Annotated in this window: 26 protein-coding genes; 17 read left to right on the top strand and 9 right to left on the bottom strand. The window is 60.6% G+C overall.

Features of this window, described 5'->3' with window-relative positions:
* Window positions 1-102: 102 nt before the first annotated feature.
* Together clpA and clpS are read right to left on the bottom strand one after the other, a co-directional pair.
* Window positions 103-2,376 carry an ATP-dependent Clp protease ATP-binding subunit ClpA gene (gene clpA, locus CEW87_RS00505; RefSeq protein WP_108971077.1) on the bottom strand — a complete coding sequence of 758 codons (2,274 nt, stop codon included), beginning with the start codon at window positions 2,374-2,376 and terminating at the stop codon, window positions 103-105.
* Window positions 2,377-2,685: an ATP-dependent Clp protease adapter ClpS gene (clpS, locus tag CEW87_RS00500; protein ID WP_108949191.1), complete on the bottom strand. Its 309-nt coding sequence runs from the start codon at window positions 2,683-2,685 to the stop codon at window positions 2,377-2,379. It abuts the gene before it with no gap.
* 390 nt (window positions 2,686-3,075) lie between these two features.
* Here clpS and CEW87_RS00495 point away from each other — a divergent pair, with 390 nt between their 5' ends.
* Complete coding sequence (locus tag CEW87_RS00495; protein ID WP_108949190.1) at window positions 3,076-3,279, top strand: cold-shock protein; 204 nt, start codon at window positions 3,076-3,078, stop codon at window positions 3,277-3,279.
* A 134-nt stretch (window positions 3,280-3,413) separates the two neighbouring features.
* Here the strand turns inward: CEW87_RS00495 and rpmG are convergent, their stop codons facing one another.
* The 3 genes from rpmG to radC all read right to left on the bottom strand — a co-directional run bounded on the left by rpmG (window position 3,414) and on the right by radC (window position 4,657).
* Entirely contained in the window at window positions 3,414-3,581 is a 168-nt protein-coding gene (gene rpmG, locus CEW87_RS00490) for a 50S ribosomal protein L33 (RefSeq protein ID WP_108949189.1), read from the bottom strand.
* Between the two features lie 53 nt (window positions 3,582-3,634).
* Complete coding sequence (gene rpmB / locus CEW87_RS00485; RefSeq protein ID WP_108949188.1) at window positions 3,635-3,871, bottom strand: 50S ribosomal protein L28; 237 nt, start codon at window positions 3,869-3,871, stop codon at window positions 3,635-3,637.
* A 108-nt stretch (window positions 3,872-3,979) separates the two neighbouring features.
* Complete coding sequence (radC, locus tag CEW87_RS00480; protein WP_108971076.1) at window positions 3,980-4,657, bottom strand: RadC family protein; 678 nt, start codon at window positions 4,655-4,657, stop codon at window positions 3,980-3,982.
* Between the two features lie 46 nt (window positions 4,658-4,703).
* Between radC and coaBC the strand changes: the two genes are divergently transcribed.
* From coaBC to CEW87_RS00460, 4 genes are all read left to right on the top strand, one after another.
* Window positions 4,704-5,909, top strand: a complete 1,206-nt coding sequence (coaBC, locus tag CEW87_RS00475) for a bifunctional phosphopantothenoylcysteine decarboxylase/phosphopantothenate--cysteine ligase CoaBC (RefSeq protein WP_108971075.1) — start codon at window positions 4,704-4,706, stop codon at window positions 5,907-5,909.
* A 12-nt stretch (window positions 5,910-5,921) separates the two neighbouring features.
* Entirely contained in the window at window positions 5,922-6,371 is a 450-nt protein-coding gene (gene dut, locus CEW87_RS00470) for a dUTP diphosphatase (protein WP_108971074.1), read from the top strand.
* Between the two features lie 6 nt (window positions 6,372-6,377).
* The gene (locus tag CEW87_RS00465; RefSeq protein ID WP_108971073.1) at window positions 6,378-6,815 is read left to right on the top strand and encodes an NUDIX hydrolase; all 438 of its coding nucleotides are present in this window, start codon (window positions 6,378-6,380) and stop codon (window positions 6,813-6,815) included.
* Between the two features lie 84 nt (window positions 6,816-6,899).
* On the top strand, window positions 6,900-7,520 hold the full coding sequence (locus tag CEW87_RS00460) for a c-type cytochrome (protein WP_108971072.1): 621 nt from the start codon (window positions 6,900-6,902) through the stop codon (window positions 7,518-7,520).
* Window positions 7,521-7,598: 78 nt separating this feature from the next.
* Here the strand turns inward: CEW87_RS00460 and CEW87_RS00455 are convergent, their stop codons facing one another.
* Together CEW87_RS00455 and CEW87_RS00450 are read right to left on the bottom strand one after the other, a co-directional pair.
* Entirely contained in the window at window positions 7,599-8,873 is a 1,275-nt protein-coding gene (locus tag CEW87_RS00455; RefSeq protein ID WP_108971071.1) for an NAD(P)/FAD-dependent oxidoreductase, read from the bottom strand.
* A gap of 18 nt (window positions 8,874-8,891) precedes the next feature.
* Window positions 8,892-9,197, bottom strand: coding sequence for a c-type cytochrome (locus CEW87_RS00450; protein WP_108971070.1), 306 nt, complete (start codon window positions 9,195-9,197; stop codon window positions 8,892-8,894).
* A gap of 262 nt (window positions 9,198-9,459) precedes the next feature.
* Between CEW87_RS00450 and CEW87_RS00445 the strand changes: the two genes are divergently transcribed.
* From CEW87_RS00445 to soxB, 8 genes are all read left to right on the top strand, one after another.
* Window positions 9,460-9,816: an ArsR/SmtB family transcription factor gene (locus tag CEW87_RS00445; protein ID WP_108976836.1), complete on the top strand. Its 357-nt coding sequence runs from the start codon at window positions 9,460-9,462 to the stop codon at window positions 9,814-9,816.
* Between the two features lie 54 nt (window positions 9,817-9,870).
* Window positions 9,871-11,208: a sulfite dehydrogenase gene (gene soxC / locus CEW87_RS00440; protein WP_108971069.1), complete on the top strand. Its 1,338-nt coding sequence runs from the start codon at window positions 9,871-9,873 to the stop codon at window positions 11,206-11,208.
* Window positions 11,192-12,268 (top strand): c-type cytochrome, encoded by a 1,077-nt coding sequence (locus tag CEW87_RS00435; protein ID WP_108971068.1) that lies wholly within the window; start codon window positions 11,192-11,194, stop codon window positions 12,266-12,268. Before soxC ends, CEW87_RS00435 begins: the two co-directional genes overlap by 17 nt.
* Before the next feature lie 22 nt (window positions 12,269-12,290).
* On the top strand, window positions 12,291-12,758 hold the full coding sequence (gene soxY / locus CEW87_RS00430; RefSeq protein ID WP_108971067.1) for a thiosulfate oxidation carrier protein SoxY: 468 nt from the start codon (window positions 12,291-12,293) through the stop codon (window positions 12,756-12,758).
* A gap of 30 nt (window positions 12,759-12,788) precedes the next feature.
* Window positions 12,789-13,100 (top strand): thiosulfate oxidation carrier complex protein SoxZ, encoded by a 312-nt coding sequence (gene soxZ / locus CEW87_RS00425; protein WP_199917097.1) that lies wholly within the window; start codon window positions 12,789-12,791, stop codon window positions 13,098-13,100.
* A 107-nt stretch (window positions 13,101-13,207) separates the two neighbouring features.
* Window positions 13,208-14,008: a sulfur oxidation c-type cytochrome SoxA gene (gene soxA / locus CEW87_RS00420; RefSeq protein ID WP_108971066.1), complete on the top strand. Its 801-nt coding sequence runs from the start codon at window positions 13,208-13,210 to the stop codon at window positions 14,006-14,008.
* A gap of 12 nt (window positions 14,009-14,020) precedes the next feature.
* Window positions 14,021-14,623 (top strand): sulfur oxidation c-type cytochrome SoxX, encoded by a 603-nt coding sequence (gene soxX / locus CEW87_RS00415; protein ID WP_108971065.1) that lies wholly within the window; start codon window positions 14,021-14,023, stop codon window positions 14,621-14,623.
* 98 nt (window positions 14,624-14,721) lie between these two features.
* Window positions 14,722-16,446 (top strand): thiosulfohydrolase SoxB, encoded by a 1,725-nt coding sequence (gene soxB, locus CEW87_RS00410; protein WP_108971064.1) that lies wholly within the window; start codon window positions 14,722-14,724, stop codon window positions 16,444-16,446.
* A gap of 118 nt (window positions 16,447-16,564) precedes the next feature.
* Here soxB and aceK read toward each other — a convergent pair whose 3' ends face one another.
* The gene (aceK, locus tag CEW87_RS00405) at window positions 16,565-18,346 is read right to left on the bottom strand and encodes a bifunctional isocitrate dehydrogenase kinase/phosphatase (RefSeq protein WP_108971063.1); all 1,782 of its coding nucleotides are present in this window, start codon (window positions 18,344-18,346) and stop codon (window positions 16,565-16,567) included.
* Between the two features lie 242 nt (window positions 18,347-18,588).
* Between aceK and icd the strand changes: the two genes are divergently transcribed.
* Window positions 18,589-19,833 (top strand): NADP-dependent isocitrate dehydrogenase, encoded by a 1,245-nt coding sequence (gene icd / locus CEW87_RS00400; RefSeq protein ID WP_108971062.1) that lies wholly within the window; start codon window positions 18,589-18,591, stop codon window positions 19,831-19,833.
* Window positions 19,834-19,936: 103 nt separating this feature from the next.
* Here the strand turns inward: icd and CEW87_RS00395 are convergent, their stop codons facing one another.
* The gene (locus tag CEW87_RS00395; RefSeq protein ID WP_234421627.1) at window positions 19,937-20,395 is read right to left on the bottom strand and encodes a universal stress protein; all 459 of its coding nucleotides are present in this window, start codon (window positions 20,393-20,395) and stop codon (window positions 19,937-19,939) included.
* Window positions 20,396-20,716: 321 nt separating this feature from the next.
* Here CEW87_RS00395 and CEW87_RS00390 point away from each other — a divergent pair, with 321 nt between their 5' ends.
* The 3 genes from CEW87_RS00390 to CEW87_RS00380 all read left to right on the top strand — a co-directional run bounded on the left by CEW87_RS00390 (window position 20,717) and on the right by CEW87_RS00380 (window position 23,347).
* Window positions 20,717-20,971: a DUF4212 domain-containing protein gene (locus CEW87_RS00390; RefSeq protein ID WP_108949170.1), complete on the top strand. Its 255-nt coding sequence runs from the start codon at window positions 20,717-20,719 to the stop codon at window positions 20,969-20,971.
* 11 nt (window positions 20,972-20,982) lie between these two features.
* Window positions 20,983-22,791: a sodium:solute symporter family protein gene (locus CEW87_RS00385; RefSeq protein ID WP_108971061.1), complete on the top strand. Its 1,809-nt coding sequence runs from the start codon at window positions 20,983-20,985 to the stop codon at window positions 22,789-22,791.
* Between the two features lie 151 nt (window positions 22,792-22,942).
* A complete protein-coding gene (locus tag CEW87_RS00380) occupies window positions 22,943-23,347 on the top strand; it encodes a hypothetical protein (protein ID WP_108971060.1) in 405 nt (134 codons plus the stop codon).

Here is a 23,347-nt window from a genome sequence, read left to right as displayed (position 1 = left end):
CGTGATCATAACGGAGCGTCCCCGTTGGCGAATAGCCGGGCAGGGGCGAAAAAAAGCGCGACCACATGGGCCGCGCCTTGTTGAGCCAATACCGCGGAGGGGTCAGGCGGTTGCCACTTCCGGCTGATCGAACACCAGCTTGACCTTGTCGTCCTCGTCGAGATCGATCGTGACCTTGCCGCCGCTGGCGAGGCGCCCGAACAGGAGCTCGTCCGCCAGTGCCGAGCGGATGGTGTCCTGAATCAGTCTCGCCATCGGCCGGGCACCCATCAGCGGATCGAAGCCCTGCTCGGCCAGCCATGCCTTGAGCTCGTCGGTGAAGTGCGCTTCCACCTTCTTATCGTGCAGCTGGGCCTCAAGTTGCATCAGGAACTTGTCGACAACGCGCAGGATGATGTCGCTGTCGAGTGCCTTGAACGAGATCGTCGCGTCGAGCCGGTTGCGGAACTCAGGCGAGAACATGCGCTTGATGTCGGCCAACTCGTCACCTGCTTCACGCTTGGCGGAGAAGCCGATCACCGACTTCTGCATCGTCTCGGCGCCCGCGTTGGTGGTCATGATGATGATCACGTTGCGGAAGTCCGCCTGCCTGCCGTTGTTGTCGGTCAGGGCGCCATGATCCATGACCTGCAGCAGGATGTTGTAGATGTCGGGGTGCGCCTTCTCGATCTCGTCGAGCAGGAGCACGCAGTGCGGCTTCTTGGTGATCTGCTCGGTGAGCAGGCCGCCCTGGTCGAAGCCGACGTAACCCGGTGGTGCGCCGATCAGGCGGCTGACCGCGTGACGCTCCATGTACTCCGACATGTCGAACCGTACCAGGTCGATACCGAGCGTATAGGCGAGCTGACGGGCCACTTCGGTCTTGCCCACCCCGGTCGGGCCGGAGAACAGGAAGGAGCCGATGGGCTTTGCCGGGTTGCCCAGGCCGGAGCGGGACATCTTGATGGCCTTCGCAAGCGCATCGATGGCTGCGTTCTGACCGAACACGACGTTCTTGAGGTCACGCTCAAGCGTCTTGAGTGCGGTCTTGTCGTCGTTGGAGACCGAGCGCGGCGGAATGCGGGCGATCTTGGCGACCGTTTCCTCGATCTCGTTCTTGCCGACGGTCTTCTTCTGCTTCGACTTGGGCAGGATGCGCTGTGCGGCGCCAGCCTCGTCGATGACATCGATCGCCTTGTCGGGAAGATGACGGTCATTGATGTACTTGGCCGACAACTCCGCCGCACTGGCAAGAGCGGACGCCGAGTACTTGATGCCGTGGTGCTCCTCGAAGCGCGACTTCAGCCCCTTGAGGATCTCCACCGTTTCGGCCACCGAGGGTTCCACCACGTCCACTTTCTGGAAGCGGCGTGACAGGGCATGGTCCTTCTCGAAGATCTGACGGAACTCGTTATAGGTTGTCGCGCCGATGCACTTCAACTGTCCGGAGGACAGCGCCGGCTTGAGCAGGTTGGATGCATCAAGCGTACCGCCCGATGCCGCGCCTGCGCCAATCAGCGTGTGGATCTCGTCGATGAACAGGACTGCATCCTTGTTCTCTACCAGCTGCTTGAGCACTGCCTTGAGGCGCTGCTCGAAGTCGCCACGGTACTTGGTGCCCGCGAGCAGGGCGCCCATGTCCAGCGAGAAGACCTGCGCGTTCTCGAGAATCTCCGGCACGCGTCCTTCCACGATGCGATGTGCCAGGCCTTCTGCAATCGCCGTTTTGCCGACGCCTGCTTCGCCGACCAGCAGCGGGTTGTTCTTGCGCCGACGGCACAGCGTCTGGATGACGCGTTCGACTTCCTTGTCGCGTCCGATGAGCGGGTCGATCTTGCCCATCAGTACTTGCTGGTTGAGGTTCTGGGTGTAGTTCTCGAGCGCGCCACCGGCGGATTTTTCTTCCTGCTCCTGCTCGCCCTGTTCGGGTTCGCTGCGATTCTGAGCGGATGCACCACCCTGGGGCGTTTTTGCAATGCCGTGGGAGATGAAATTCACCACATCAAGGCGCGAGATGTTCTGCCGCTGGAGGAAATAGACGGCATGCGAATCCTTCTCGCCGAAAATCGCCACCAGTACGTTCGCCCCGGTGACTTCCTTTTTCCCCGACGACTGGACGTGCAGGATTGCGCGCTGGATGACGCGCTGGAAGCCAAGCGTCGGCTGGGTGTCGATCTCGTCACTCCCTTCAACCTTGGGAGTGTGCTCGTTGATGAAGTTGGTCAGTTCCCGACGAAGTTCGTCGGTATTGGCGGCGCAGGCGCGAAGCACCTCAGCGGCAGAGGGGTTGTCGAGCAGTGCGAGCAGCAGGTGCTCCACCGTGATGAACTCATGACGCTTCTGCCGTGCTTCGACAAAGGCCATGTGCAGGCTAACTTCAAGTTCTTGCGCGATCATTCAATTTTCCTCCATCACGCATACCAACGGATGCTGGTGCTGACGAGCATGGGAAACGACCTGTTCCACCTTGGTTGATGCGATGTCCCGTGGAAAAACACCACACACGCCCATGCCCTCTCTGTGGACTTGGAGCATGACCCGCGTGGCGCGTTCGCGGTCCATGGCAAAAAATTTCTGCAGAACTTCGATCACGAAATCCATCGGTGTGAAATCGTCGTTTAGCAGAAGCACCTTGAAGAGCGGGGGCGGACGAGTGCTTGTCCGCTTTGCTTCCAGTACGAATCCGTCTTGTTTCTGAGTGGCCATGCGACTCATTCTAATCAACTCGATGCAGAGTGCAACTGAGCGTTTGCCAGAATATCTGGGGTTGAAAAATGGGATATCAAGGTCTTCCCTGCGTCGCGTCGTTGCATGAATCGCATTGGAATTCAAGCCAGAAACGTGCCATGGAGGTTCGAAAAGGGCAGGATGTTGTTGCGTCGCAGCAGTTCGGTGGCTGCAATTATCCGTTGACGCTATGCGGACAAGTGCGTAAAAACCGAGACGTGTGTTGATCGTGTGTTGCAAGCGTTGAGTCGGTCGTCAGCTTGTCGGGTAATCGGCAAGGGCGTCAGGTGAAATGTTCGAATGCCTGATTGACGCGCCGTCCGGGAGGGCCCCGGGCTGTACTAAGTCACTTTGAAGGATTAAGGCAATATGGCAACTGGCACTGTTAAGTGGTTCAACGATTCCAAAGGTTTTGGTTTTATTACGCCTGATGATGGTAGCGACGATCTGTTCGCGCACTTCTCCGCCATCACCATGAGCGGTTTCAAGACCCTGAAGGAAGGCGAAAAGGTTTCGTTCGACGTGACCCAGGGTCCGAAGGGCAAGCAGGCTTCGAACATTCAGAGCGCCTGATTTTGCTTGGGCTGCGCCCCGGTGGCGCAGCCAAAAGATAAAGGCCACCTTTGCAGGTGGCCTTTATCTTTTGGAGCATCTAACGAGCGGCGTCTGGCGCCGAGCGTAGCGGGCCGTGGCCCGCTGCTGCATCCTTACTTCAGCTTGATTTCCTTGTACGGGACGTGCTTGCGCGCGACCGGGTCGTACTTGTTGAATTCGAGCTTCTGCGGGGTGGTGCGCTTGTTCTTCGACGTGGTGTAGAAATGACCCGTGCCGGCGGTTGATTCCAGCTTGATCTTTTCGCGGATGCCTTTTGCCATGGCGTTCTCCGTTCAGTTCGCGCGGCGCTGGGCCGCAGGGTTAACGCCAGGGCTTAAAGCTTTTCGCCGCGGGCACGAAGTTCGGCAACGACGATGTCGATGCCCTTCTTGTCGATCGTCCGCAGACCGGCATTGGATACGCGCAGGCGGATCCAGCGGTTCTCGGATTCGCTCCAGAACCGACGGTTTTGCAGGTTGGGGAGAAAACGACGCTTGGTTTTGTTGTTTGCGTGGGAAACGTTGTTTCCCACCATCGGTGCTTTACCGGTCACTTGGCAGACGCGAGCCATACGATGCTCCAGGGAATTCGGATTGCGAAAACGATGGAGGATAGCGTAAGAGCAGGGGTTAAGGCAAGTGCATTATCAGGATTTGCATCGTTAGATGGTTGCCGGCGATTAGAGCAGTCCGCGCTCGGCAAATGACAGCGGCCGCCCGTGGGCCGGGACGATGAAATGATCGAGGATCCGGATGTCTACGAGGTCGAGCGCATTGCGCAGGGTGCGGGTCAGCAACTCGTCTGCGGTGCTGGGCTCGGCTGCGCCGGACGGGTGGTTGTGGGCGAGAATGACGGCGGCGGCGTTGTGTTCGAGTGCCAGTTTTACGACTTCGCGCGGGTAAACGCTGGTCTGGGTCAGCGTGCCCCGGAACAGGTCGACGGCTTCGATGAGGCGGTTGCGGGCATCAAGGAGGAGAATGCAGAAGGTTTCGTGCGGCAGGTGGCCAAGGTGCAGTTGCAACCAGTCGCGGACGGCGGTGGGTGAGTCGAACAGGCTGCGTTCGCTCATCTGCTCGGCCAATGCGCGTCGGGCCAGTTCCATCACCGCCTGCAGTTGGGCATACTTCGCCAGCCCCATGCCGGGAACGGCGGCGAACTCTTCTGCGCTGGCATTGCACAGTCGTGTGAGTGAGCCGAAGCGGGTCAGCAGATTGCGTGCGAGGTCGACGGCGGTCTGTCCGCGGATGCCGACGCGCAGAAACAGGGCGAGCAGTTCCGAGTCGGTAAGGGCGTGCGCGCCACTGCCAAGCAGTTTTTCTCGAGGACGTTCGCATTCGGGCCAGTCGGTGATTGCCATGGCGATCCCGTTTATTCCAATGTACTGATAGTTTAACCTGAATGTCATGAATGAACTGCAGGGCAGGAAACTTGTTCTCGGCGTCACCGGAGGCGTCGCGGCCTACAAGGCGGCTGAGTTGGTTCGGCTTCTGGTAAAGGCGGGCGCCGATGTTCATGTCGTACTCACAGAGGGGGGCGCGCGTTTCGTTACCGCGGTGACCTACCAGGCGCTGTCGGGCAATCCGGTGTGGACGGATCTGTGGGATGCGCGCATGGATAACAACATGGCCCACATCGACCTCAGTCGCGATGCCGACGCAGTGCTCGTTGCACCTGCCACCGCCGACTGTCTTGCGCGGCTTGCGCAGGGCCGGGCCGATGACCTGCTGACCACCCTGTGCCTCGCGCGCGACATCCCGCTGCTGGTGGCGCCTGCGATGAATCGTCAGATGTGGGAGCACCCCGCGACGCAGCGCAACGCAGCAACACTGGCTGGCGACGGGGTGACGGTCATCGGGCCTGCGGCCGGCGAGCAGGCGTGCGGCGAGGTCGGGATGGGGCGGATGCTCGAACCCGAGGAGATCCTGGAGGCGGTGATCGCCTTCTTCACGCCGAAGCGTCTTGCAGGGCGCAAGGTGGTGCTGACAGCGGGGCCGACCTTCGAGGCCGTGGATCCGGTGCGCGCGATCACCAATACCAGTTCCGGAAAGATGGGCTATGCCCTCGCCACGGCATGTGCGCGGGCCGGCGCCGAGGTGGTGCTGGTGAGTGGCCCGGTGGCGCTGACTGCGCCGGCCGGGGTGCTTCGGGTCGATGTGCGCAGTGCGCTCGAGATGCGTGCGGCCGTATTTGATGCGCTGCCTGCGGCCGACGTCTTTATCGGGGTGGCGGCGGTGGCGGACTACCGGCCGCTGCAGGCTGCGGAGCACAAGATCAAGAAGTCGGGCGATACAATGCGCATCGAGTTGACGCCCAATCCCGACATTCTCGCTGAAGTAGCGTCGCGCCCCGATGCGCCGTTCTGTGTCGGTTTTGCGGCTGAAAGCCGCGATCTCGATGCCTACGCCGAAGGCAAGCGCAAGGCCAAGAAGCTGCCGATGCTGGTGGGCAATCTGGTGTCCGACGGCATGGGCGGAGACGACAACACCATTGTTCTCTACGACGAGCGTGGTCGCCATCCGCTGCCGCGCGCGGCCAAGTCGGTGCTGGCACAAGAGATTGTCGAGCATCTGGCGAATCTGCTCGCGCCCGCAGGGCGAGAGCACAACTGACAAGGAAGAGTCATGCAACGCATTGATGTGAAGTTGCTCGATGCCCGCCTCAAGGGCCATCCCCCTGCGTACGCCACCCAAGGTGCGGCCGGGCTTGATCTGCGCGCTTGCCTCGACGCGCCGATTCTGCTGCATCCGGGCGAAACGACGCTGGTGCCCAGTGGCCTCGCCATTCACCTCGCCGATCCCGGGCTCGCGGCGATGGTACTGCCGCGTTCAGGCCTCGGGCACAAGCATGGCATCGTGCTGGGCAACCTTGTGGGCCTGATCGACTCCGACTACCAGGGGCAGATTTTCGTCTCCGTTTGGAACCGCGGCCGCGACGTGTTCACCATTCAGCCGATGGAGCGCATCGCGCAACTGGTGGTCGTGCCTGTGGTGCAGGTGGGCTTCAACGTCGTTGACGATTTTGCGTCCAGCGAGCGCGGGGCGGGTGGTTTCGGCAGTACCGGAAAGCATTGAGCAGGCATGACGCATCCAGGTATTCCAACCGGTGTGCATGTGCTGTGCGAGACAGCGGACCGCATCCTGCTGATGCGTCGCTCGGGCACTGGTTTTTTTGACGGCCAGTACAGTCTTCCCGGAGGGCATGTCGAACCCGGTGAATCCGTGCATCAGGCGGCAGTGCGTGAGATGCGCGAGGAAACCGGATTACGTTTGCGCGAGGCAGACCTTCAGTTTCTCGGTGTCGTGCATCGACTGTCTGACACCAATCGCATCGATTTCTTCATGCTCGCCCGCGACTGGGCGGGGGAGCCCGCGATCTGCGAGCCGACAAAGTGTGACCATCTGGCGTGGTTTGAGCGCGACGCCTTGCCGGAATCCGTCGTGCCTTACGTCCTGGCCGCGCTCGATGCCGGCATGGGGCCGTGGGTGATGGAGCTGGGCTGGCCTGCCGAGGTCTGAACGCGGCGTGTGGCACGCGCTTGATGTATTAGCGAGTTCTGATAGTCTTTCCTGTCCAAACACAAGAACAGGCGGGAGACGAGAATGAGTCACTGGAAACGTGCGGTAATTTCGAGCTTGCTGGCGCTCTGCGCGTCGTCCGCAGCCTGGGCGGCAGACTTTCCCGAGGTTGATCTTGCCCGTGCGGAAGAGATCAGCATGGGGCGCTGCTTTCTTTGCCACGGTGCAGAAGGCGAGAGCACAACCGCGCTGTATCCGCGCCTGGCCGGGCAGCACTATCAGTACATCGCCAAGCAGCTGGCCGACTTCAAGGCCGGTCGGCGTCAGAGCGACACCATGGTGAACATGGCAGCCGACCTCTCTCCCGAGGAGATGCTGGCCCTCGGTGTCTATTTCGAGCAGAAGCCGACGCGTGCGCAGGACGTGCAGGATGGCGAACTGGCGGCGATCGGTCGCTTCATCTTCCGCCGCGGAAACGAGTATTCCGGCGTGGCCGCCTGTGCGTCCTGTCATGGAGAGCGGGGGCTCGGGACGTCGCAATTGCCCCGGCTGGCGGGGCAGGTGCCGCAGTACATCGAGAGACAGTTGCGCTCGTTCAACACGCGCAACCGCACCAATGACAACGCGGTGATGCATTCGATTGCCTCCAGGCTGACGGAACTGGAGATCAGGTCTGTCGCCCTCTACATCAGTTCCTTGAACTGAGTCGGCAGGGCAAAAGAAGGGGCCCGCCCGGGGCCCCTTCATCATGCACGCAGCAGGTCTGCTGCAAAGGCGCTGGCATCAGGTCAGCATATCGGCCCAGATGTTCTGTGCCCAGGCATGTGCGAACTTGCCTTCGATCTCATTCGCCGCAACCGACACGCCGCCTGCACCCGAAACCGGCATCGGCTGCTTTTTCACGTCGTCGTACTGGTGCACCGACGCGACGTGCATGGCATTCTTTCCGTCGACGAAGCTGTAGCAGGTGTTCATGACCACCGGTGTGGGGTTCGGTGCCTGTCCGGCGAGCAGGTTGATGATGGCGGCTGCCACCACCTTGGCCTGCTGATTGGCCATGTGCCCGGACTTCGGCATCGTCGGCGCAGGGAAGAGCGCGTCGCCGATGACATGCACTCCCGGTACGCCACGGGCTTCGTAGCCAAGCCATTCGACATCGACCCAGCGGTCGTTGATCAGCGGCAGCCCCGACTGCGTGGCGATGTTGCCCGCACGCATCGGGGGGATGACGTTGAGCACGTCTGCCTTGACCTTCTCGAAATCGAGTTCGGCGGTGCGCGTCTTTGCATTTACGCTGCGCAACTCGTTGTTGGGCATGTATTCGATCATGCCCTTGTAGCCCTCGAAGGCCTTGGTGAAGAGTGCCTTCTTCGACTGGATCTCACCGTTTGAGTCGAGTACAAGCACCTTGGATTTTGGCTTCGCCGTGCGCAGGTAATTGGCCACCATGCAGGCCCGCTCGTAGGGGCCGGGGGGGCAACGGTAGGGCGACTTGGGGATGTGCATGGCGAAAACGCCGCCATCCTTCATGTCCTGCAGTTGCTGGCGCAGCACCACCGTCTGCGGACCGGCCTTCCATGCGTGGGGGATGAGCTCTTCGTTGCCGGCGAGGCCGCCGATGCGCTCGGACATGAAGTCGATGCCGGGCGAAAGGACGACACGGTCGTATGCGATGGTGCCGTTCCGTGCGGTACTGATGGTACGTTTGGTCGCATCGAGCGCGAGCACTTCATCGGTGATGACCTTTACACCCCAGCGCGTGCGCAGATTGTCATAGCTGATGGTGATGTCGGCCATGTTTTTCAGTCCGCCGATGACGAGGTTCGACATCGGGCAGGAGACGAACTCGGTGTTGCGCTCGATCAGCGTGACACTGACCCGGCCTTCGCTCCACATACGAAGATATTTGGCGACCGTGGCGCCGCCATACCCGCCGCCGACCACCACCACATGTCCGCCCGAACCACGGGCCATGCCCGCACAGCCGGCGAGCCCAAGCAGGGTGGAGCCGGCACCAAGCATGCCGGCTGATTTCAGGAATTCGCGTCTGTTCTGCATTGTTTTCTCCCCCGGTTCTTACTTCATCGCTGCGTAATACGCGGCGATCATGTCGAGTTGCTCTTCGGTGTAACCCTTGGAGATCTGGTGCATGATCGAGGCCGGTTTTGCGCCAGAGCGGAAGTCGGCGAGTTTTTGCAGGAGCTTTTCCTTGGGCTCGCCCGCGAGGCTTTCCATGCCACCGAGGCTCTTGCCGCTGGTGCCGTGACAGTTGGCGCAGGTTGCCGCAAGGTTGCGCGCCAAGTGGGGGTCCTGGTCTTTCGCGTGCGCGAGCCCGGCGAGGCTTGCCAGGCACAGTGTGGTGAGTGCAAGTTTGGCGTTCACGTCTTCCTCCTCTTGATTTCTTGGTGTGTGCGAACGCCATCGACCGGCGCTGCGGCCACGTGCGGGCGCGTGTCTTGCGCTCGAAAGGCACTTCGCCAAATCAGTATATCCCAGCTGTTTCGCATTCAAAGCACCGTTTTCTGCGTATTCCTTCGGGATTTTTCGCAAAGATGATTTTTGCGCAATGCACAAATATTAGTAGTTGACCATATACGTGTATGGTTATAGATTGATTCAATCAGTGCATAAGGCCAATCGCGTCATGAACGAGTTGCACAAGGTCTTCGAAAGCGTGGCTGAGTACTTTGGACTGCTGGCGGAGCCCACTCGACTCAAGATTCTTCACTGTCTGTGCAGTGAGGAGCGTGCGGTCAATGAGGTCGTGGAGGCGATCGGGCTGACGCAGGCGAATGCCTCGCGTCACCTGAATCTGTTGTATCGCGCAGGGGTGCTGGATCGTCGTCGCGATGGCGCTCAGGTCATCTACCGGATCATCGATCCGAACTTCGCCGATCTGTGTCGCACGGTGTGCGTGAGTATCGCTTCGCGCGGCGACATGTCGGCGCCGCAGCGTGAGGAGTTGCTCAGGCTCGAGCAGGATCTCGGCTCGGGGCATTGAATGATGCGCATCATCAAAAAATACGAGTGATCGAATGCAGAGGGGAGCGTAGGCATGGAAAACAGTGAGTTCCGGCTCGGTCGGGTGAGACCAGCGCCAGAAAACTTCCTGACCGACGAGGATATTCAGTCGGTAAAGGAGGGGAGGCGTGATTTCTTGCGCAAGGCGTTCATCGGCGCCAGTGCTGCGATGATGGCACCTGCCGTGGCGCGCGCGGCAGGTGAAGGGGATCCGGCGATCCTCAACCTTCCGCCGTGGTCCACAAGCCTCGGGCTGCCGGTGGCAGCAAATCCCTATGGACTGCCGTCGAAGTACGAGCGTGGCCTGGTGCGGCGCGAAAGCCCGGGTCTGACCCGGGTCGGTGGCTCTTCGGTCGCCTTCACGCCACTGCAGGGCTTGTTCGGGATCATCACCCCGTCAGGGTTGCATTTCGAACGTCACCACCAGGGCTGGCACGACATCGATCCCTCAAAGCACCGCTTGATGATCAACGGTCTGGTGAAGTCCAGTTCGGTGTTCACCATGGACGACATCATGCGGCTGCCTTCGGTGTCGAGGGTACATTTCATCGAATGCGGTGCGAACACCGGCATGGAATGGGGCAATGTGGCGGTGCCCACGGTGCAGTACAGCCATGGCATGCTGTCCTGTTCGGAATTCACCGGTGTGCCGCTGAAGGCCATTCTCGACATGTGTGGCGCCGACTACAAGAAGGGGCGCTTCATTCTCGCCGAGGGGGCTGACGGCTCGTCGATGACCCGCACCATTCCGATGGAACTGGTCGAGTCCGGCGAGGTGCTGGTGGCTTACGGCATGAACGGCGAGATGCTGCGCCCGGAAAACGGTTACCCCTTGCGCCTGGTGGTGCCTGGGGTGCAGGGCGTGAGCTGGGTCAAGTGGCTGCGCCGCATCGAAGTGGGCGACATGCCCTGGGCCACGAAGGACGAGGCCGTTCATTACATGGATCTGATGCCCGATGGACAGCACCGGCAATACACCTCGGTGCAGGAGTGCAAGTCCGTCATCACGACACCGTCCGGCGGTCAGATTCTGCTCGACAAGGGTTTCTACAATATATCGGGCATGGCGTGGTCAGGTCGTGGCAAGGTCACCCGCGTCGATGTGTCGGTCGATGGTGGCATCAACTGGCGCCAGGCGCGCCTGGAAACGCCGGTGCTGTCGAAGGCGGTGACCCGCTTCAACATTGACTGGGTGTGGGATGGCAAACCCGCCATCCTGCAGTCGCGCGCGACGGACGAATCCGGTTTCGTGCAGCCGGGCTACGGACAGTTGCGCGCTGCACGCGGCACCAAGTCCATCTATCACAACAATGCCATCCAGTCATGGAAGGTGGTCGAGTCGGGGGAGGTGAGCAATGTCCAGGTTCTCTAAGACACTGTCCGTGCTCGCTGTCGTCGCTGCGACCGCCGGGCTGGTCGCCCCCGCAGCTGCCTTTGATCGCTACCCCGGCCTTGGCCGGGCAGCCACGCCAGCCGAAGTGAAGGCTTGGGATATCGATGTCCGCCCCGACTTCACCGGCCTCCCGAAGGGCAAGGGAACGGTCGATCAGGGCATCGAGGTGTGGGAAGCACACTGCGCCAGTTGCCATGGTGCGTTTGGTGAGTCGAACGAGGTCTTCACGCCGCTCGTAGGCGGTACGACGCGCGACGACATCAAGACCGGTCACGTCAAGTCGCTCGTCAGCGGGTCATTTCCGCAGCGCACGACGCTGATGAAGGTGCCCACCGTATCGACGCTGTTCGACTATATTCAGCGTGCGATGCCTTGGACTGCACCAAAGTCGCTCAAGCCCGATGAGGTCTATGCCGTTGTTGCCTATCTGCTCAATCTTGCCGAAGTGGTTCCGGCTGACTTTGAGCTCAGCGACCAGAACATCGCTGAAGTACAGCAGCGCATGCCCAATCGTAACGGGATGACGACCGATCACGGCATGTGGCCGGGCGCGTCGGCGGCCAAGGGCGGGATTGGAAATGGTGGAAAGCCCGATACGAAGAACGTTGCCTGCATGAAGGACTGCAAGAAGGATGTGCAGATTGTCTCTTCGCTGCCCGCGTATGCTCAGGACGCCCACGGCAACCTCGCAGAGCAGAATCGTTCTGTGGGGCAGACGCGTGGCAAGCAGACCGGCGAGCCGGTTTCTGCAGCGGAGCCTGCTGCAGCCTCTCCGGCAGCCGCGGCTCTGGCGCTGGCAAACGAAAAGGGTTGCATGGCGTGCCATGGCGTCGCAAACAAGATTGTGGGCCCGGCCTACGTCGATATTGCGGCAAAATACAAAGATCAGGACGACGCTGGCGCGAAGCTGATGGCCAAGGTCAAGGCAGGCGGTCAGGGTGTCTGGGGGGCGGTGCCAATGCCGCCGCAAGGCCACGTGAAGGACGAGGAAATCAAACAGCTCGTCCAGTGGATTCTGGAGGGCGCGAAAGCGCAGTAATAATTCAATGAGGAGAGACGGGATGAACAATCAACGCAGGGAGACCCTGAAGGCGGGCGGCGGTCTGGGCATGCTCGGTCTGCTGGCTGCGGCCGGTCTGATCAAGCCCGAATTGGCTGAGGCTGCCTGGAACAAAGGCGCTTTCGACGCCAAGACTCTTGATGCTGCAATGTCGGCCATGGGTGCGGGCAAGCCGGTGGAAAGCGCCGATGTCCAGATCGCCGCGCCCGATATCGCGGAGAACGGAGCCGTTGTGCCGGTCGGGGTGGTGAGCAACCTTCCGAAGACCGAGCAGATCTCGATCATGATCGAGAAGAATCCGAACATGCTGGCAGCGTCTTTCGATATTCCGGCAGGCACGCTTCCCGATGTCCAGACCCGGGTCAAGATGGGGCAAACATCGGATGTCTACGCGGTGGTCAAGGCCGACGGCAAGTTCTACATGGCCAAGAAAGAAATCAAGGTCACGCTCGGCGGCTGCGGCGGCTGAGCACGGTCACGAAATCAAGGAGATAAATCGATGGCAAATCCGATGCGTATTCGCGCAGCAGCCAAGGAAGGCGTGACTGAAGTGCGCGTGCTGATGTCGCACGTCATGGAAACCGGCCAGCGCAAGGACTCGTCCGGTGCGCTGATTCCGGCGCACTTCATCACCGAACTGACTGCCAAGCACAACGACAAGGTGGTGCTCTCGGCCCAGTTTGGCGCCTCGGTGTCCACCAACCCGTATCTGGCGTTCAAGTTCAACGGCGGCGCCAAGGGTGACAAGGTCACGGTGAGCTGGGCGGACAACAAGGGCGACAGCCGCACTGACGAAGTGCAGATTTCCTGATCGTTCGCCTGGGGCCGCACGCGGTGTGCGGACCCAGGCAGCGCCGGCGATCACGCCGGTGCGCCCACAAGCAGGGGTCTTAACGAAAGGTCCCAGGAGGAGAGACGATGAGAAAACAATTCATGTTCACCGCGCTCGGCGCTGCAGTGATGCTGACCAGCCCGCTGGCATCGGCGAACGAGGAACTGAACTTCGACGCCTATCGCGAAATGCTCGCCGACGGTAATCCGGCCGAGCTTTACGAAATGGAGGGCGAAGAGCTCTGGCGTACCGCACGCGGGCCCAAGAACGCGACGCTCGAGCAGTGTAACCTTGGCCTCGGGCCGGGTGTGGTCGAGGGCGCCGCGGCACAGTTGCCGCGCTACTTCGATGACACCGGCAAGGTGCAGGATCTCGAGTCGCGGCTGATGCACTGCATGGAAACCCAGCAGGGCATCCCCTCGGCCGAGATCATCAATGGCAAGTTCCTGAAAGGTGAGCGGGGCAAGCTTGCAGCGCTGGTGGCCTACGTGGTTACGCACTCGAAGGGCAAGCCGATCGCGGTCGACCTGTCGCATCCCAAGATGAAAGCGATGTACGACATGGGCGAGCGTGCCTTCTTCTACCGCACCGGTTCGATGGATTTTGCCTGCTCCACCTGCCACAGCCAGGACGACAAGCGCATCCGTGCGACGTCGCTGCCCAACATCACCAAGCCCGAGGGCGCAGCGGCGGGCTGGGGATCGTGGCCGGCCTACCGTGTGTCCAACTCGCAGTTCTGGACCATGCAGCACCGCCTGTGGGACTGCTTCCGCCAGCAACGCACGGCCGAGCCGGTGTTCGCTTCGGATGTGACGATTGCGCTGTCGGTGTTCATGGCGGGCAAGGGTAACGGTGCCGCGGCCCAGTGGCCCGGTGTGAAGCGCTAAGGAGGACATGACATGAAGAAACTGATCTGTGCGCTCCCGCTCGTGCTTGCCGCATCCTTCGCCCACGCCGACGAGATTCAAGGCAAGGTCGAGCAGATGATGGTGAGCTCGTTCAAGGCCAGCGGCATCGCTTCACTCGATCGCCAGAAGCAGGATGCGATCCAGAAGGCCTGCTCCAGCCTGACGCCGCTCGACGCGGAGACCATGAAGCGGCTCGAAGCCGCCGAGATGAAGACGATCAAGTGGCCGTCCGACGGCAACTACACAGGTGGCGACTGGAAGGAAGGGCAGAAGATCGCGGCCAGCGGTCGTGGCCTTACGTGGACCGACAAGACGCCCGACAACAACGGTGGCGGCTGCTACAACTGTCACGCGATGGACCCGAACGAGGTGTCAGAAGGCACCATCGGCGTCAGTCTCGAGGGCTACGCCAAAATCCGCGGCAACTCGGAAGAGATCGTCAAGTACACCTGGGGCAAGCTGTGGAACTCCAAGGCCTACAACGCGTGCAGCGACATGCCGCGTAACGGCTATGGCGGCATCCTCACTGAAGAGCAGATTCGCCACGTGATGGCCTACCTGTTCGATCCCGAGTCTCCCGTCAACAAGCGCTGACAATCGACCCACTCCGGCCCGGGCCGTGATACGGCCCGGGCTTTTTTCCGCCCGAATTTCCGTTTTTCGTCCATTTTCATGACGTAAGGATTCAGATCATGAGCATGAATCGCCGCGAATTTCTTCAGCTCCTGGCCATTGCCTCTGCAGGTGGCATGACCTTGCACAGCGATATTGCGCGCGCCGAAGCGGCTGCAGAGAAGCTTTACGAACTGCCAAAGTTCGGCAACGTCAGCCTTCTGCACATGACCGACTGTCACGCGCAGCTGATGCCGATTTACTTCCGCGAACCCAACGTCAATCTGGGTGTGGGCGACATGCTCGGCAAACCACCACATGTGGTGGGCGAAGGCTTCCTCAAGGCCTTTGGGGTCAAGCCGGGTGGCGCCGAGGCGCATGCCTTCACCTATCTGAACTTCGTCGAAGCCGCGAGGAATTACGGCAAGGTGGGCGGGTTCGCGCATCTGTCCACCCTGGTCAAGCGCATGAAGGCCAGTCGGCCGGGCGCGCTTCTGCTGGACGGCGGAGACACCTGGCAGGGCTCGGGCACGGCCTTGTGGACCAATGCGCAGGACATGGTCGATGCCTGCAAGCTGCTCGGTGTGGATGTGATGACGCTGCACTGGGAGTCCACCTACGGCGCCGACCGGGTGAAGGAAATCGAGGAGAAGGACTTCGCCGGCAAGATCGACATCGTGGCGCAGAACGTGCGCACGACCGACTTCGAAGACCCGGTGTTCAAGCCCTATGTGATCAAGAACATCAACGGCATTCCGGTGGCAATCGTCGGTCAGGCCTTCCCCTACACGCCGATCGCGAATCCGCGCTGGATGACGCCGAACTGGAGCTTCGGCATCCAGGAGCAGGGCATGCAGGAGGCTGTGGATGCCGCCCGCGCAGAAGGCGCACAGGTCGTCGTCGTGCTCTCGCACAATGGCATGGACGTGGACCTAAAGCTCGCTGGGCGTGTAACCGGGATCGATGCGATCTTCGGCGGACATACGCACGATGGCATGCCGGCGCCGACCGTGGTGACCAACCCCGGTGGCAAGACCCTGGTGACCAATGCGGGCTCCAACGGCAAGTTCCTCGGTGTGATGGATTTCGACGTACGGGGCGGCAAGGTTGTGGATTTCCGCTACAAGCTGCTTCCCGTGTTCGCGAACATGCTGCCCGCGGACAAGGAGATGGCCGACTTCATCGACAAGGTGCGTGCCCCCTTCATCGAGAAGCTCTCCGAAAAGCTGGCGGTGACCGAAGGCATGCTCTATCGCCGGGGCAATTTCAACGGTTCCTGGGATCAGTTGCTGGTCGATGCGCTGATCGCGGAGAAAGACGCCGAAATCGCGTTTTCGCCCGGCTTCCGCTGGGGCACCTCGCTGCTGCCGGGCGACACCATCACCATGGAGCACCTGCTCGACCAGACCGCGATCACCTATCCGTGGACGACGGTGACCGACATGAGCGGCGAGATGATCAAGACGGTGCTCGAAGACGTGGCCGACAACCTGTTCAACCCCGATCCCTACTATCAGCAGGGGGGCGACATGGTGCGTGTTGGCGGTCTGCAGTACAGCTGCGACCCGAACGCGGGCATGGGCAAGCGCATCGACAACATGATGCTCAAGGGTAAGCGCATCGAGCCCGGCAAGACCTACAAGGTGGCGGGCTGGGCGCCGGTGTCGGAGGCCGCGAAGGATTCCGGGCCTGCGGTATGGGATGTGGTGGCCAACTACCTGCGGGCGCAGAAGGTCATCTCGCAGCGTCCGCTGAACCTGCCCTCGCTCAAGGGCATGGACGGCAATCCGGGCGTGGCGGTCTGAGCTTCGGGACGACGGGCGGCGCGCGGCCGTCCGTCGGTTTGTGGCAAGCGGAGCATTACGGCGATTGAGCTGAATCCGGTGCTGGGCAGGGCTACGCGCCTGCCCAGCACGGCCATGCTCACTCAGTGTCTGATGCTGGTGCCTGTCCTGCCTGCGCCGGGTAGAGATTGCAGAAGCGCAACTCCTGCGGGTAGGGGAAGAAGTCCTCCACATGGCCGCTGCGAATGCTGTCCTGTGCCTTGCGCCAGAAGTCCGGCGCCAGCAGGTCGCGGTGATGCTTCAGAAAGGCCTTGCGAATGCGAGGGGTGCCGAGCAGGAAGGTGGCGAACTCTTCCGGGAATACATCCATGGGGCCGGTCGAGTACCAGGGCTCGGCCGCCATCTCCATTTCCTCATAGGGTGCCGGCGGGATGGCGCGGAAGTTCATGTCCGTCATGTACTCGATCTCGTCGTAATCGTAGAAGACCACGCGACCGTAGCGGGTGACGCCGAAGTTCTTCCATAGCATGTCGCCCGGGAAGATGTTGGCGATTGCCATCTCGCGAATCGCGTTGCCGTACTCGCGCACCGCGTGTTCCACGCCTTCGTCGCTCGCATGCTCGAGATGGATGTTGAGCGGTGTCATGCGGCGTTCGATGTAAAGGTGCTTGATGACCACCGAGTCGCCATCGAGCTCGAACGATGTCGGTGCCAGACGGCTCAGCTCTTCGAGCAGGTCTGGATGGAAGCGCGACAGCGGCAGTGCGGCGTAGGAAAACTCCAGTGTGTCGGCCATGCGCCCGACCCGGTCGACATGCTTCACCATCAGGTACTTGCGTTTGACGGTGGCGCGGTCCATGTTCTTCGATGCCCCGAAGACGTCCTTGATGATCTTGAACACATAGGGGTAGGACGGCAGCGTAAATACCAGCATCACAAGGCCGCGAATGCCCGGCGCGATGCTGAACTGGTCGTTCGAGTGGCGCAGGTGCGAGACCAGATCGCGGAAGAACATCGTCTTGCCCTGCTTGCCGAGGCCAAGCATGGTGTAGATCTCGCTGCGCGGCTTGTTGGGCATGATCGAACGCAGAAACTGGACATAGCCCGAGGGCACTTCCATTTCGACCATGAAGTAGGCGCGCGACAGCGAAAACAGCACCGAGATGCGCCATGGGTCGAGCAGCAGGGTGTCGATGAAGAGCTTGCCCGACGGCGTATGGCGCACTGCCAGCGTGAAGGGGTATTCCTGATAGCCGTTGATCGCCTTGCCGATGATGTAGGCAGTCTTGTTGCGATAGAAGGCGGAGTACAGGACCTGGATCTGGCAGTTGACCTCCATCTCGGGCCAGGACGCCAGATGCGCTTGAGTGGTGCGCACGATGAAGTCGACATCGCGTTCGAGATCCTCGAACGGGCGCTGCCAGTCGAAGTCTTCGATGATGTTCCTTACCGTGGCGCGCAGCCCGGCTTCCTGCGGGTAGTAGCTGGAATACACTGGCGGGTAGGAGTCGATGTATTCGGTCGAACTTGCCGGCCGCGCGAAGATGTAATCGTTGTTGAAGTAGGTGCGATGCAGGATCTTGCAGCACACCGAGTTGAAAAAGGTTTCGGCGAGCTCGGGTTGCTTGTGCCGGATCAGCATGCCGATGAAGTGGAGTTTGACCTGCTGCCAGGTGGTGTCGTCGAGCGAATCTGCGTCGAACTCCCCGTGCAGGCGGGCAACGGTTTCGTTCACCCGGCCGTCGTAAAACTGCACACGCTCGCGCACTGCGTCGAGTTGTGCCTGCCATTCACCCGACTCGAAGTACTCCTTTGCCCGCCGGGATGTGTCGCGAAAAATCCGGTAGTGCTTGTTGAAGCCTTCGATCAGGGTTTGCGCGATCGCCTGCGCAACCGGATTTTCTCCCATTGGTGCATCCATCCCCGCTCTCCTCCGTCAGGACTCGTTTGCGATTGCCCGGATGGTGCTCGGGGCTGGTCTGGATTTTATCATTCGCGCTTCTCGTGCAAGCTAGTGCGTATTGTTTCGGACGTGCCGGATATCATAGATAATCATTGCTCGGTGGCGTGGCGACGGGGCTCCAGAGACAAGTCCTTTCGTCCCGGCTGTCGATGACAGCCGCACCCTTCGAAAGATCAACAGAGTCCAGCGAGGGAACTGCAATGAGCGAATCCAAAATCACGGTGCCCACCGGCGGCCAGAAAATCGTACCGGGGCAGCCGATCCCCGACAATCCGATCATCCCGTTCATCGAAGGTGATGGCATTGGCGTGGACATCACGCCGGTCATGATCAAGGTGATCGACGCCGCGGTCGACAAGGCCTATGGCGGCAAGAAGAAGATTCACTGGATGGAGGTCTTCGCCGGCGAGAAGTCCACCCAGATCTACGGTCCAGACGAATGGCTGTCGAAGGAAACCTTCGACGCACTCAAGGAGTTCTCGGTTTCGATCAAGGGGCCGATGACGACGCCCGTCGGTGGCGGCATCCGCTCGCTGAACGTGGCGCTGCGCCAGGAGCTTGACCTGTACCAGTGCGTGCGCCCGGTGCGCTACTTCAAGGGCGTCCCCTCGCCGCTGAAGGATCCGACCAAGACCGACATGGTGATCTTCCGCGAGAACACCGAGGACATCTACGCCGGCATCGAGTGGCAGGCCGAGTCCGAAGGGGCGAAGAAGGTCATCAAGTTCCTGACCGAAGAGATGGGCGTGACCAAGATCCGCTTCCCGAATACCTCGGGCATCGGCATCAAGCCGGTCTCGAAGGAAGGGACCACCCGGCTGGTGCGCGCAGCGATCAAGTACGCGATCGACAACGACCGCAGAAGCGTCACCATCGTGCACAAGGGCAACATCATGAAGTACACCGAGGGTGGCTTCCGTGACTGGGCCTACGAACTGGCAAAGACCGAGTTCGGTGCGGCGCCGATCGATGGAGGTCCGTGGTGCAGCTTCAAGAACCCGAAGACGGGCCGCGAGATCATCGTCAAGGACGCGATCGCAGACGCGTTCCTGCAGCAGATCCTGCTGCGTCCGGGCGAGTACGACGTGATTGCCTGCTGCAACCTCAACGGCGACTACATCTCCGATGCGCTCGCTGCGCAGGTTGGCGGCATCGGCATTGCGCCGGGGGCGAACATCTCCGACCAGTATGCCTGCTTCGAGGCAACCCACGGCACCGCGCCCAAGTATGCCGGCCTCGACAAGGTGAACCCCGGTTCGCTGATCCTGTCAGCCGAAATGATGCTGCGCCATCTGGGCTGGACCGAAGCGGCCGATCTGGTCATCAAGTCGATGGAAGCGGCAATTGGCGACAAGGTCGTGACCTACGACTTTGCCCGTCTGATGGATGGTGCAACCGAAGTCAGTTGCTCCGCGTTCGGTGATGCAATGATCGAACGCATGTGATTCCGCTCCGGCCTGTCGTGCCTGGAGCCAGACTCGCTGCGAAATAAGAAACCCCCGCATCCGAAAGGATGACGGGGGTTTTTCATGGCAGATGAAGCCCGGGTCAGTGCTCGCCGCGCACAATCAGCACCGACACGTGCACCTTGCGCACCAGGTTCTCGGCCACGCTGCCGAGCAGCATGCGACGGAAGCCGCGGCGCCCGTGCGAGCCGACGACCAGCAGGTCGGCGCCGGATTTTTCAACGGCCAGTGCGATCTGGTCCGCGGCATGCAGATCCTCAGCCGCAAGAAAACGCTCGCGCGGCGTCAGGCCCGCAGCGCGCGCAGTTTCCATTGCAGTCTTCAGGGTCTCGCGCCCGCCATCGAGCAGGGCGTCCTGCATCTTTCCGTGGTCCACCAGCGTCACGCCGTGATTTGAAAACGCCTGCAGCATGGACTCATCCACCGCGTGAGCGATCTCCAGTACCGCGTCGTGAAGTCGCGCCAGCGCGATGGCTTCGTCGAGGGCTTTGGCCGAGGTCTCGCTATCGTCGATTGCGACCAGAATATGTTTGTACATCATGGCTCCCGTGCCGGAAAAATATCGCCGCAAGCCTAGCACCGGAGGGGGCATCAGGGCATCGGCGTTTTCCTGTAAGCGCCGTGACCGGCGTGGGTGAATATTACGCGGCAATCAGGAGGCAGGCAGCATGGATTTCTCTCTTTCCAGTCTTCGCTGGGGGGCGACCTGCGCATGGCTGTTCGTTGAAGCTGACGAAGAAGTTTCCCTTTGTAAGCCAGAAGTAAGATCCGCATTCATATAATCCTCCTGCAGTTTTGTCGGCTGGCCTGATTTCGGCCCGTCCGGTCGCAAGGCAGGCAACAATCATCGAGAGGAGACAGTATGGAAAACAACAGTTCAGCCTATTGGAAGGCTACGCTGGCGCTGTTAACCAAGATCCTGATCATCTGGTTCTTGGTTTCATTTGGCGCCGGCATTCTCTTCGCGCCGATGCTCAACAACATCCACCTTGGTGGCTACCCGTTGGGATTCTGGTTCGCGCAGCAAGGGTCGATTTATGTGTTCGTCGTCCTCATTTTCTACTATGCGAAGAAGATGGGTGATCTCGACAAGCAATTTGACGTTGACGAAGAGTAAGGGGCGGACACATGGATCTTCAGACAATTACTTATGTGGTGGTCGGCGCGAGTTTTGCGCTGTACATCGGCATCGCCATCTGGGCGCGTGCCGGTAGCACCAGCGAGTTCTATGTCGCGGGCGGCGGAGTTCACCCGATCGCCAACGGCATGGCAACCGGCGCTGACTGGATGTCGGCAGCGTCCTTCATCTCGATGGCCGGCCTCATTTCCAACATGGGCTACGGCGGCGGTCTGTTCCTGATGGGATGGACCGGCGGCTACGTTCTGCTGGCGATGCTGCTTGCACCGTACCTGCGCAAGTTCGGCAAATTCACCGTGCCCCAGTTCATTGGCGATCGCTTCTACTCGAAGTCTGCCAGTACTGTTGCGGTGGTCTGCCTGCTGACCGCTTCCATCACCTACGTTATCGGTCAGATGACGGGTGTGGGTGTGGCCTTCTCGCGCTTCCTCGGCGTGACCAACGACACCGGTATCTACATCGGTATGGGCATTGTGTTCATGTACGCCGTGTTCGGCGGCATGAAAGGCATTACCTACACCCAGGTAGCCCAGTACGTTGTTCTGATCCTGGCCTACACGGTTCCGGCGCTGTTCATCTCGCTGCAACTGACGGGCAACGTCCTGCCGCAGATCGGTCTTGGCGGTACGCTGGTCGGTACCGATACGACCCTGCTGATGCGTCTCGACCAAGTGGTGACGGATCTCGGCTTCGGTGAATACACGACCTCTGTTCCGGGCAGCACGCTCAACATGTTTGTCTACACCGTGTCGCTGATGATCGGTACTGCAGGCCTGCCGCACGTGATCGTTCGCTTCTTCACCGTGCCGAAGGTCAAGGATGCACGTTCGTCCGCTGGTTGGGCGCTGGTCTTCATCGCCCTGCTGTACACGACTGCACCTGGCGTTGCCGCCATGGCCAAGTACAACCTCCACGCCACGGTGAACTCCGCTGTTGCGGCGGGTGGTGATCTGTACGCTGCCGAAGCCAGCCTCGAAGCTGAAAAGCGTCCGGCCTGGATGAAGCGTTGGGAGCAAACCGGTCTGCTGGCCTTCGAAGACAAGAACGGCGACGGTCGCATCCAGTACTACAACGACAAGCCGACTGCCAACGCCGAATCCAAGGCCAAGGCTGAAGCTGCGGGCTGGAAAGGCAACGAGCTGACGGTCAACCCCGACATCATCGTGCTGGCCAACCCGGAAATCGCACTGCTGCCCAACTGGGTGATCGCACTGATCGCTGCAGGTGGTCTGGCTGCTGCGCTCTCCACGGCTGCCGGTCTGCTGATGGCCATCTCGTCCGCCGTGTCGCATGACCTGGTGAAGAACGTGATCAATCCGGATATCTCGGACAAGAACGAACTGCTCGTGGGCAAGATCTCCATGGCTTTCGCGATTGTTCTGGCCGGTTATCTCGGTCTGAACCCCCCGGGCTTCGCCGCCGGTACCGTGGCTCTGGCCTTCGGTATTGCTGGTAGCTCGCTGTTCCCGGCCATCATGATGGGTATCTTCTCGAAGAAGATGAACAAGGAAGGCGCCATTGCCGGTATGCTTTCCGGCCTGCTCCTCACCCTGTTCTACGTGTTCGCTCACAAGGGTATCTTCTTCATCAAGGGTACTGAATTCACCGACATGATCGGCGGCCCGAACTCCTTCTTCGGCATCACGCCGGAAGCGTTCGGTGCAATCGGCGCACTGGTGAACTTCGCAGTTGCCTTCATGGTCGATAAGGTTACGAAAGAGCCGCCCGAGCACATCCAGGCTCTGGTCGAAAGCGTTCGTATCCCCCGCGGTTCCAAGGCGGTCGACGGCGCGCACTAAGCACGCATGTAGTTAGTCTGCATCGCGTGGCTCCCAGCGAGGCGCGCGATGCAGGTAAAACCCTGCCGGATTCAATGGCGGGGTTTTTTGTTTTGTGGCACCTTGCGGGCAATTTCGGTGTGTCTGCAAGCCTGTATAAGAGGAGTGCCTGATGACTATTAGTGTTGCCATTACCTGGATTCTTTTCCTGGCCTTGTTTCCTATCACTTTCTTCTGGATGAGACGTGCGTGGCGCATCGTCTTCAAGCGGGATTTTTCCGAGGTTGCGCTCAAGCGTGGCGAGGCACCACCCAATCCTGAAAAGTACGCACCCTATGCAGCAGCGATCAACCTGATTGGCGCCGGCATCATCATTTTCATCGTCGGCTGGGTTGTTTTGTATATCGCGTTTGGCGTTGGCGGAACTGCGCCTGACTACGAGACCTGGAGCGCAGTTGCTGGCAGCACGATCTGGTGCAAGTTTTTCGCTGATTTCATTCTCAGCCGGCAAGCTCATCCGATGGTGATCAAGAAGCGCGGCAAGCCTGCATCCGCTGCGGAGAAGCAGGGGCAGTAA

It is taken from the genome of Parazoarcus communis, from assembly GCF_003111665.1.
GTDB lineage: Bacteria > Pseudomonadota > Gammaproteobacteria > Burkholderiales > Rhodocyclaceae > Parazoarcus > Parazoarcus communis_B.
The sequence above is the reverse complement of the archived record's forward strand: the minus strand, read 5'-3'. Positions and strand labels throughout refer to the sequence as shown.

Excerpts from the sequence above, each read along its gene's own strand:
- clpA (WP_108971077.1), bottom strand. The coding sequence starts at position 2,376 with ATGATCGCGCAAGAACTTGAAGTTAGCCTGCACATGGCCTTTGTCGAA.
- clpS (WP_108949191.1), bottom strand. The coding sequence starts at position 2,685 with ATGGCCACTCAGAAACAAGACGGATTCGTACTGGAAGCAAAGCGGACA.
- CEW87_RS00495 (WP_108949190.1), top strand. The coding sequence starts at position 3,076 with ATGGCAACTGGCACTGTTAAGTGGTTCAACGATTCCAAAGGTTTTGGT.
- rpmG (WP_108949189.1), bottom strand. The coding sequence starts at position 3,581 with ATGGCAAAAGGCATCCGCGAAAAGATCAAGCTGGAATCAACCGCCGGC.
- rpmB (WP_108949188.1), bottom strand. The coding sequence starts at position 3,871 with ATGGCTCGCGTCTGCCAAGTGACCGGTAAAGCACCGATGGTGGGAAAC.
- radC (WP_108971076.1), bottom strand. The coding sequence starts at position 4,657 with ATGGCAATCACCGACTGGCCCGAATGCGAACGTCCTCGAGAAAAACTG.
- coaBC (WP_108971075.1), top strand. The coding sequence starts at position 4,704 with ATGAATGAACTGCAGGGCAGGAAACTTGTTCTCGGCGTCACCGGAGGC.
- dut (WP_108971074.1), top strand. The coding sequence starts at position 5,922 with ATGCAACGCATTGATGTGAAGTTGCTCGATGCCCGCCTCAAGGGCCAT.
- CEW87_RS00465 (WP_108971073.1), top strand. The coding sequence starts at position 6,378 with ATGACGCATCCAGGTATTCCAACCGGTGTGCATGTGCTGTGCGAGACA.
- CEW87_RS00460 (WP_108971072.1), top strand. The coding sequence starts at position 6,900 with ATGAGTCACTGGAAACGTGCGGTAATTTCGAGCTTGCTGGCGCTCTGC.
- CEW87_RS00455 (WP_108971071.1), bottom strand. The coding sequence starts at position 8,873 with ATGCAGAACAGACGCGAATTCCTGAAATCAGCCGGCATGCTTGGTGCC.
- CEW87_RS00445 (WP_108976836.1), top strand. The coding sequence starts at position 9,460 with ATGAACGAGTTGCACAAGGTCTTCGAAAGCGTGGCTGAGTACTTTGGA.
- soxC (WP_108971069.1), top strand. The coding sequence starts at position 9,871 with ATGGAAAACAGTGAGTTCCGGCTCGGTCGGGTGAGACCAGCGCCAGAA.
- CEW87_RS00435 (WP_108971068.1), top strand. The coding sequence starts at position 11,192 with ATGTCCAGGTTCTCTAAGACACTGTCCGTGCTCGCTGTCGTCGCTGCG.
- soxY (WP_108971067.1), top strand. The coding sequence starts at position 12,291 with ATGAACAATCAACGCAGGGAGACCCTGAAGGCGGGCGGCGGTCTGGGC.
- soxZ (WP_199917097.1), top strand. The coding sequence starts at position 12,789 with ATGGCAAATCCGATGCGTATTCGCGCAGCAGCCAAGGAAGGCGTGACT.
- soxA (WP_108971066.1), top strand. The coding sequence starts at position 13,208 with ATGAGAAAACAATTCATGTTCACCGCGCTCGGCGCTGCAGTGATGCTG.
- soxX (WP_108971065.1), top strand. The coding sequence starts at position 14,021 with ATGAAGAAACTGATCTGTGCGCTCCCGCTCGTGCTTGCCGCATCCTTC.
- soxB (WP_108971064.1), top strand. The coding sequence starts at position 14,722 with ATGAGCATGAATCGCCGCGAATTTCTTCAGCTCCTGGCCATTGCCTCT.
- aceK (WP_108971063.1), bottom strand. The coding sequence starts at position 18,346 with ATGGATGCACCAATGGGAGAAAATCCGGTTGCGCAGGCGATCGCGCAA.
- icd (WP_108971062.1), top strand. The coding sequence starts at position 18,589 with ATGAGCGAATCCAAAATCACGGTGCCCACCGGCGGCCAGAAAATCGTA.
- CEW87_RS00395 (WP_234421627.1), bottom strand. The coding sequence starts at position 20,395 with ATGATGTACAAACATATTCTGGTCGCAATCGACGATAGCGAGACCTCG.
- CEW87_RS00390 (WP_108949170.1), top strand. The coding sequence starts at position 20,717 with ATGGAAAACAACAGTTCAGCCTATTGGAAGGCTACGCTGGCGCTGTTA.
- CEW87_RS00385 (WP_108971061.1), top strand. The coding sequence starts at position 20,983 with ATGGATCTTCAGACAATTACTTATGTGGTGGTCGGCGCGAGTTTTGCG.
- CEW87_RS00380 (WP_108971060.1), top strand. The coding sequence starts at position 22,943 with ATGACTATTAGTGTTGCCATTACCTGGATTCTTTTCCTGGCCTTGTTT.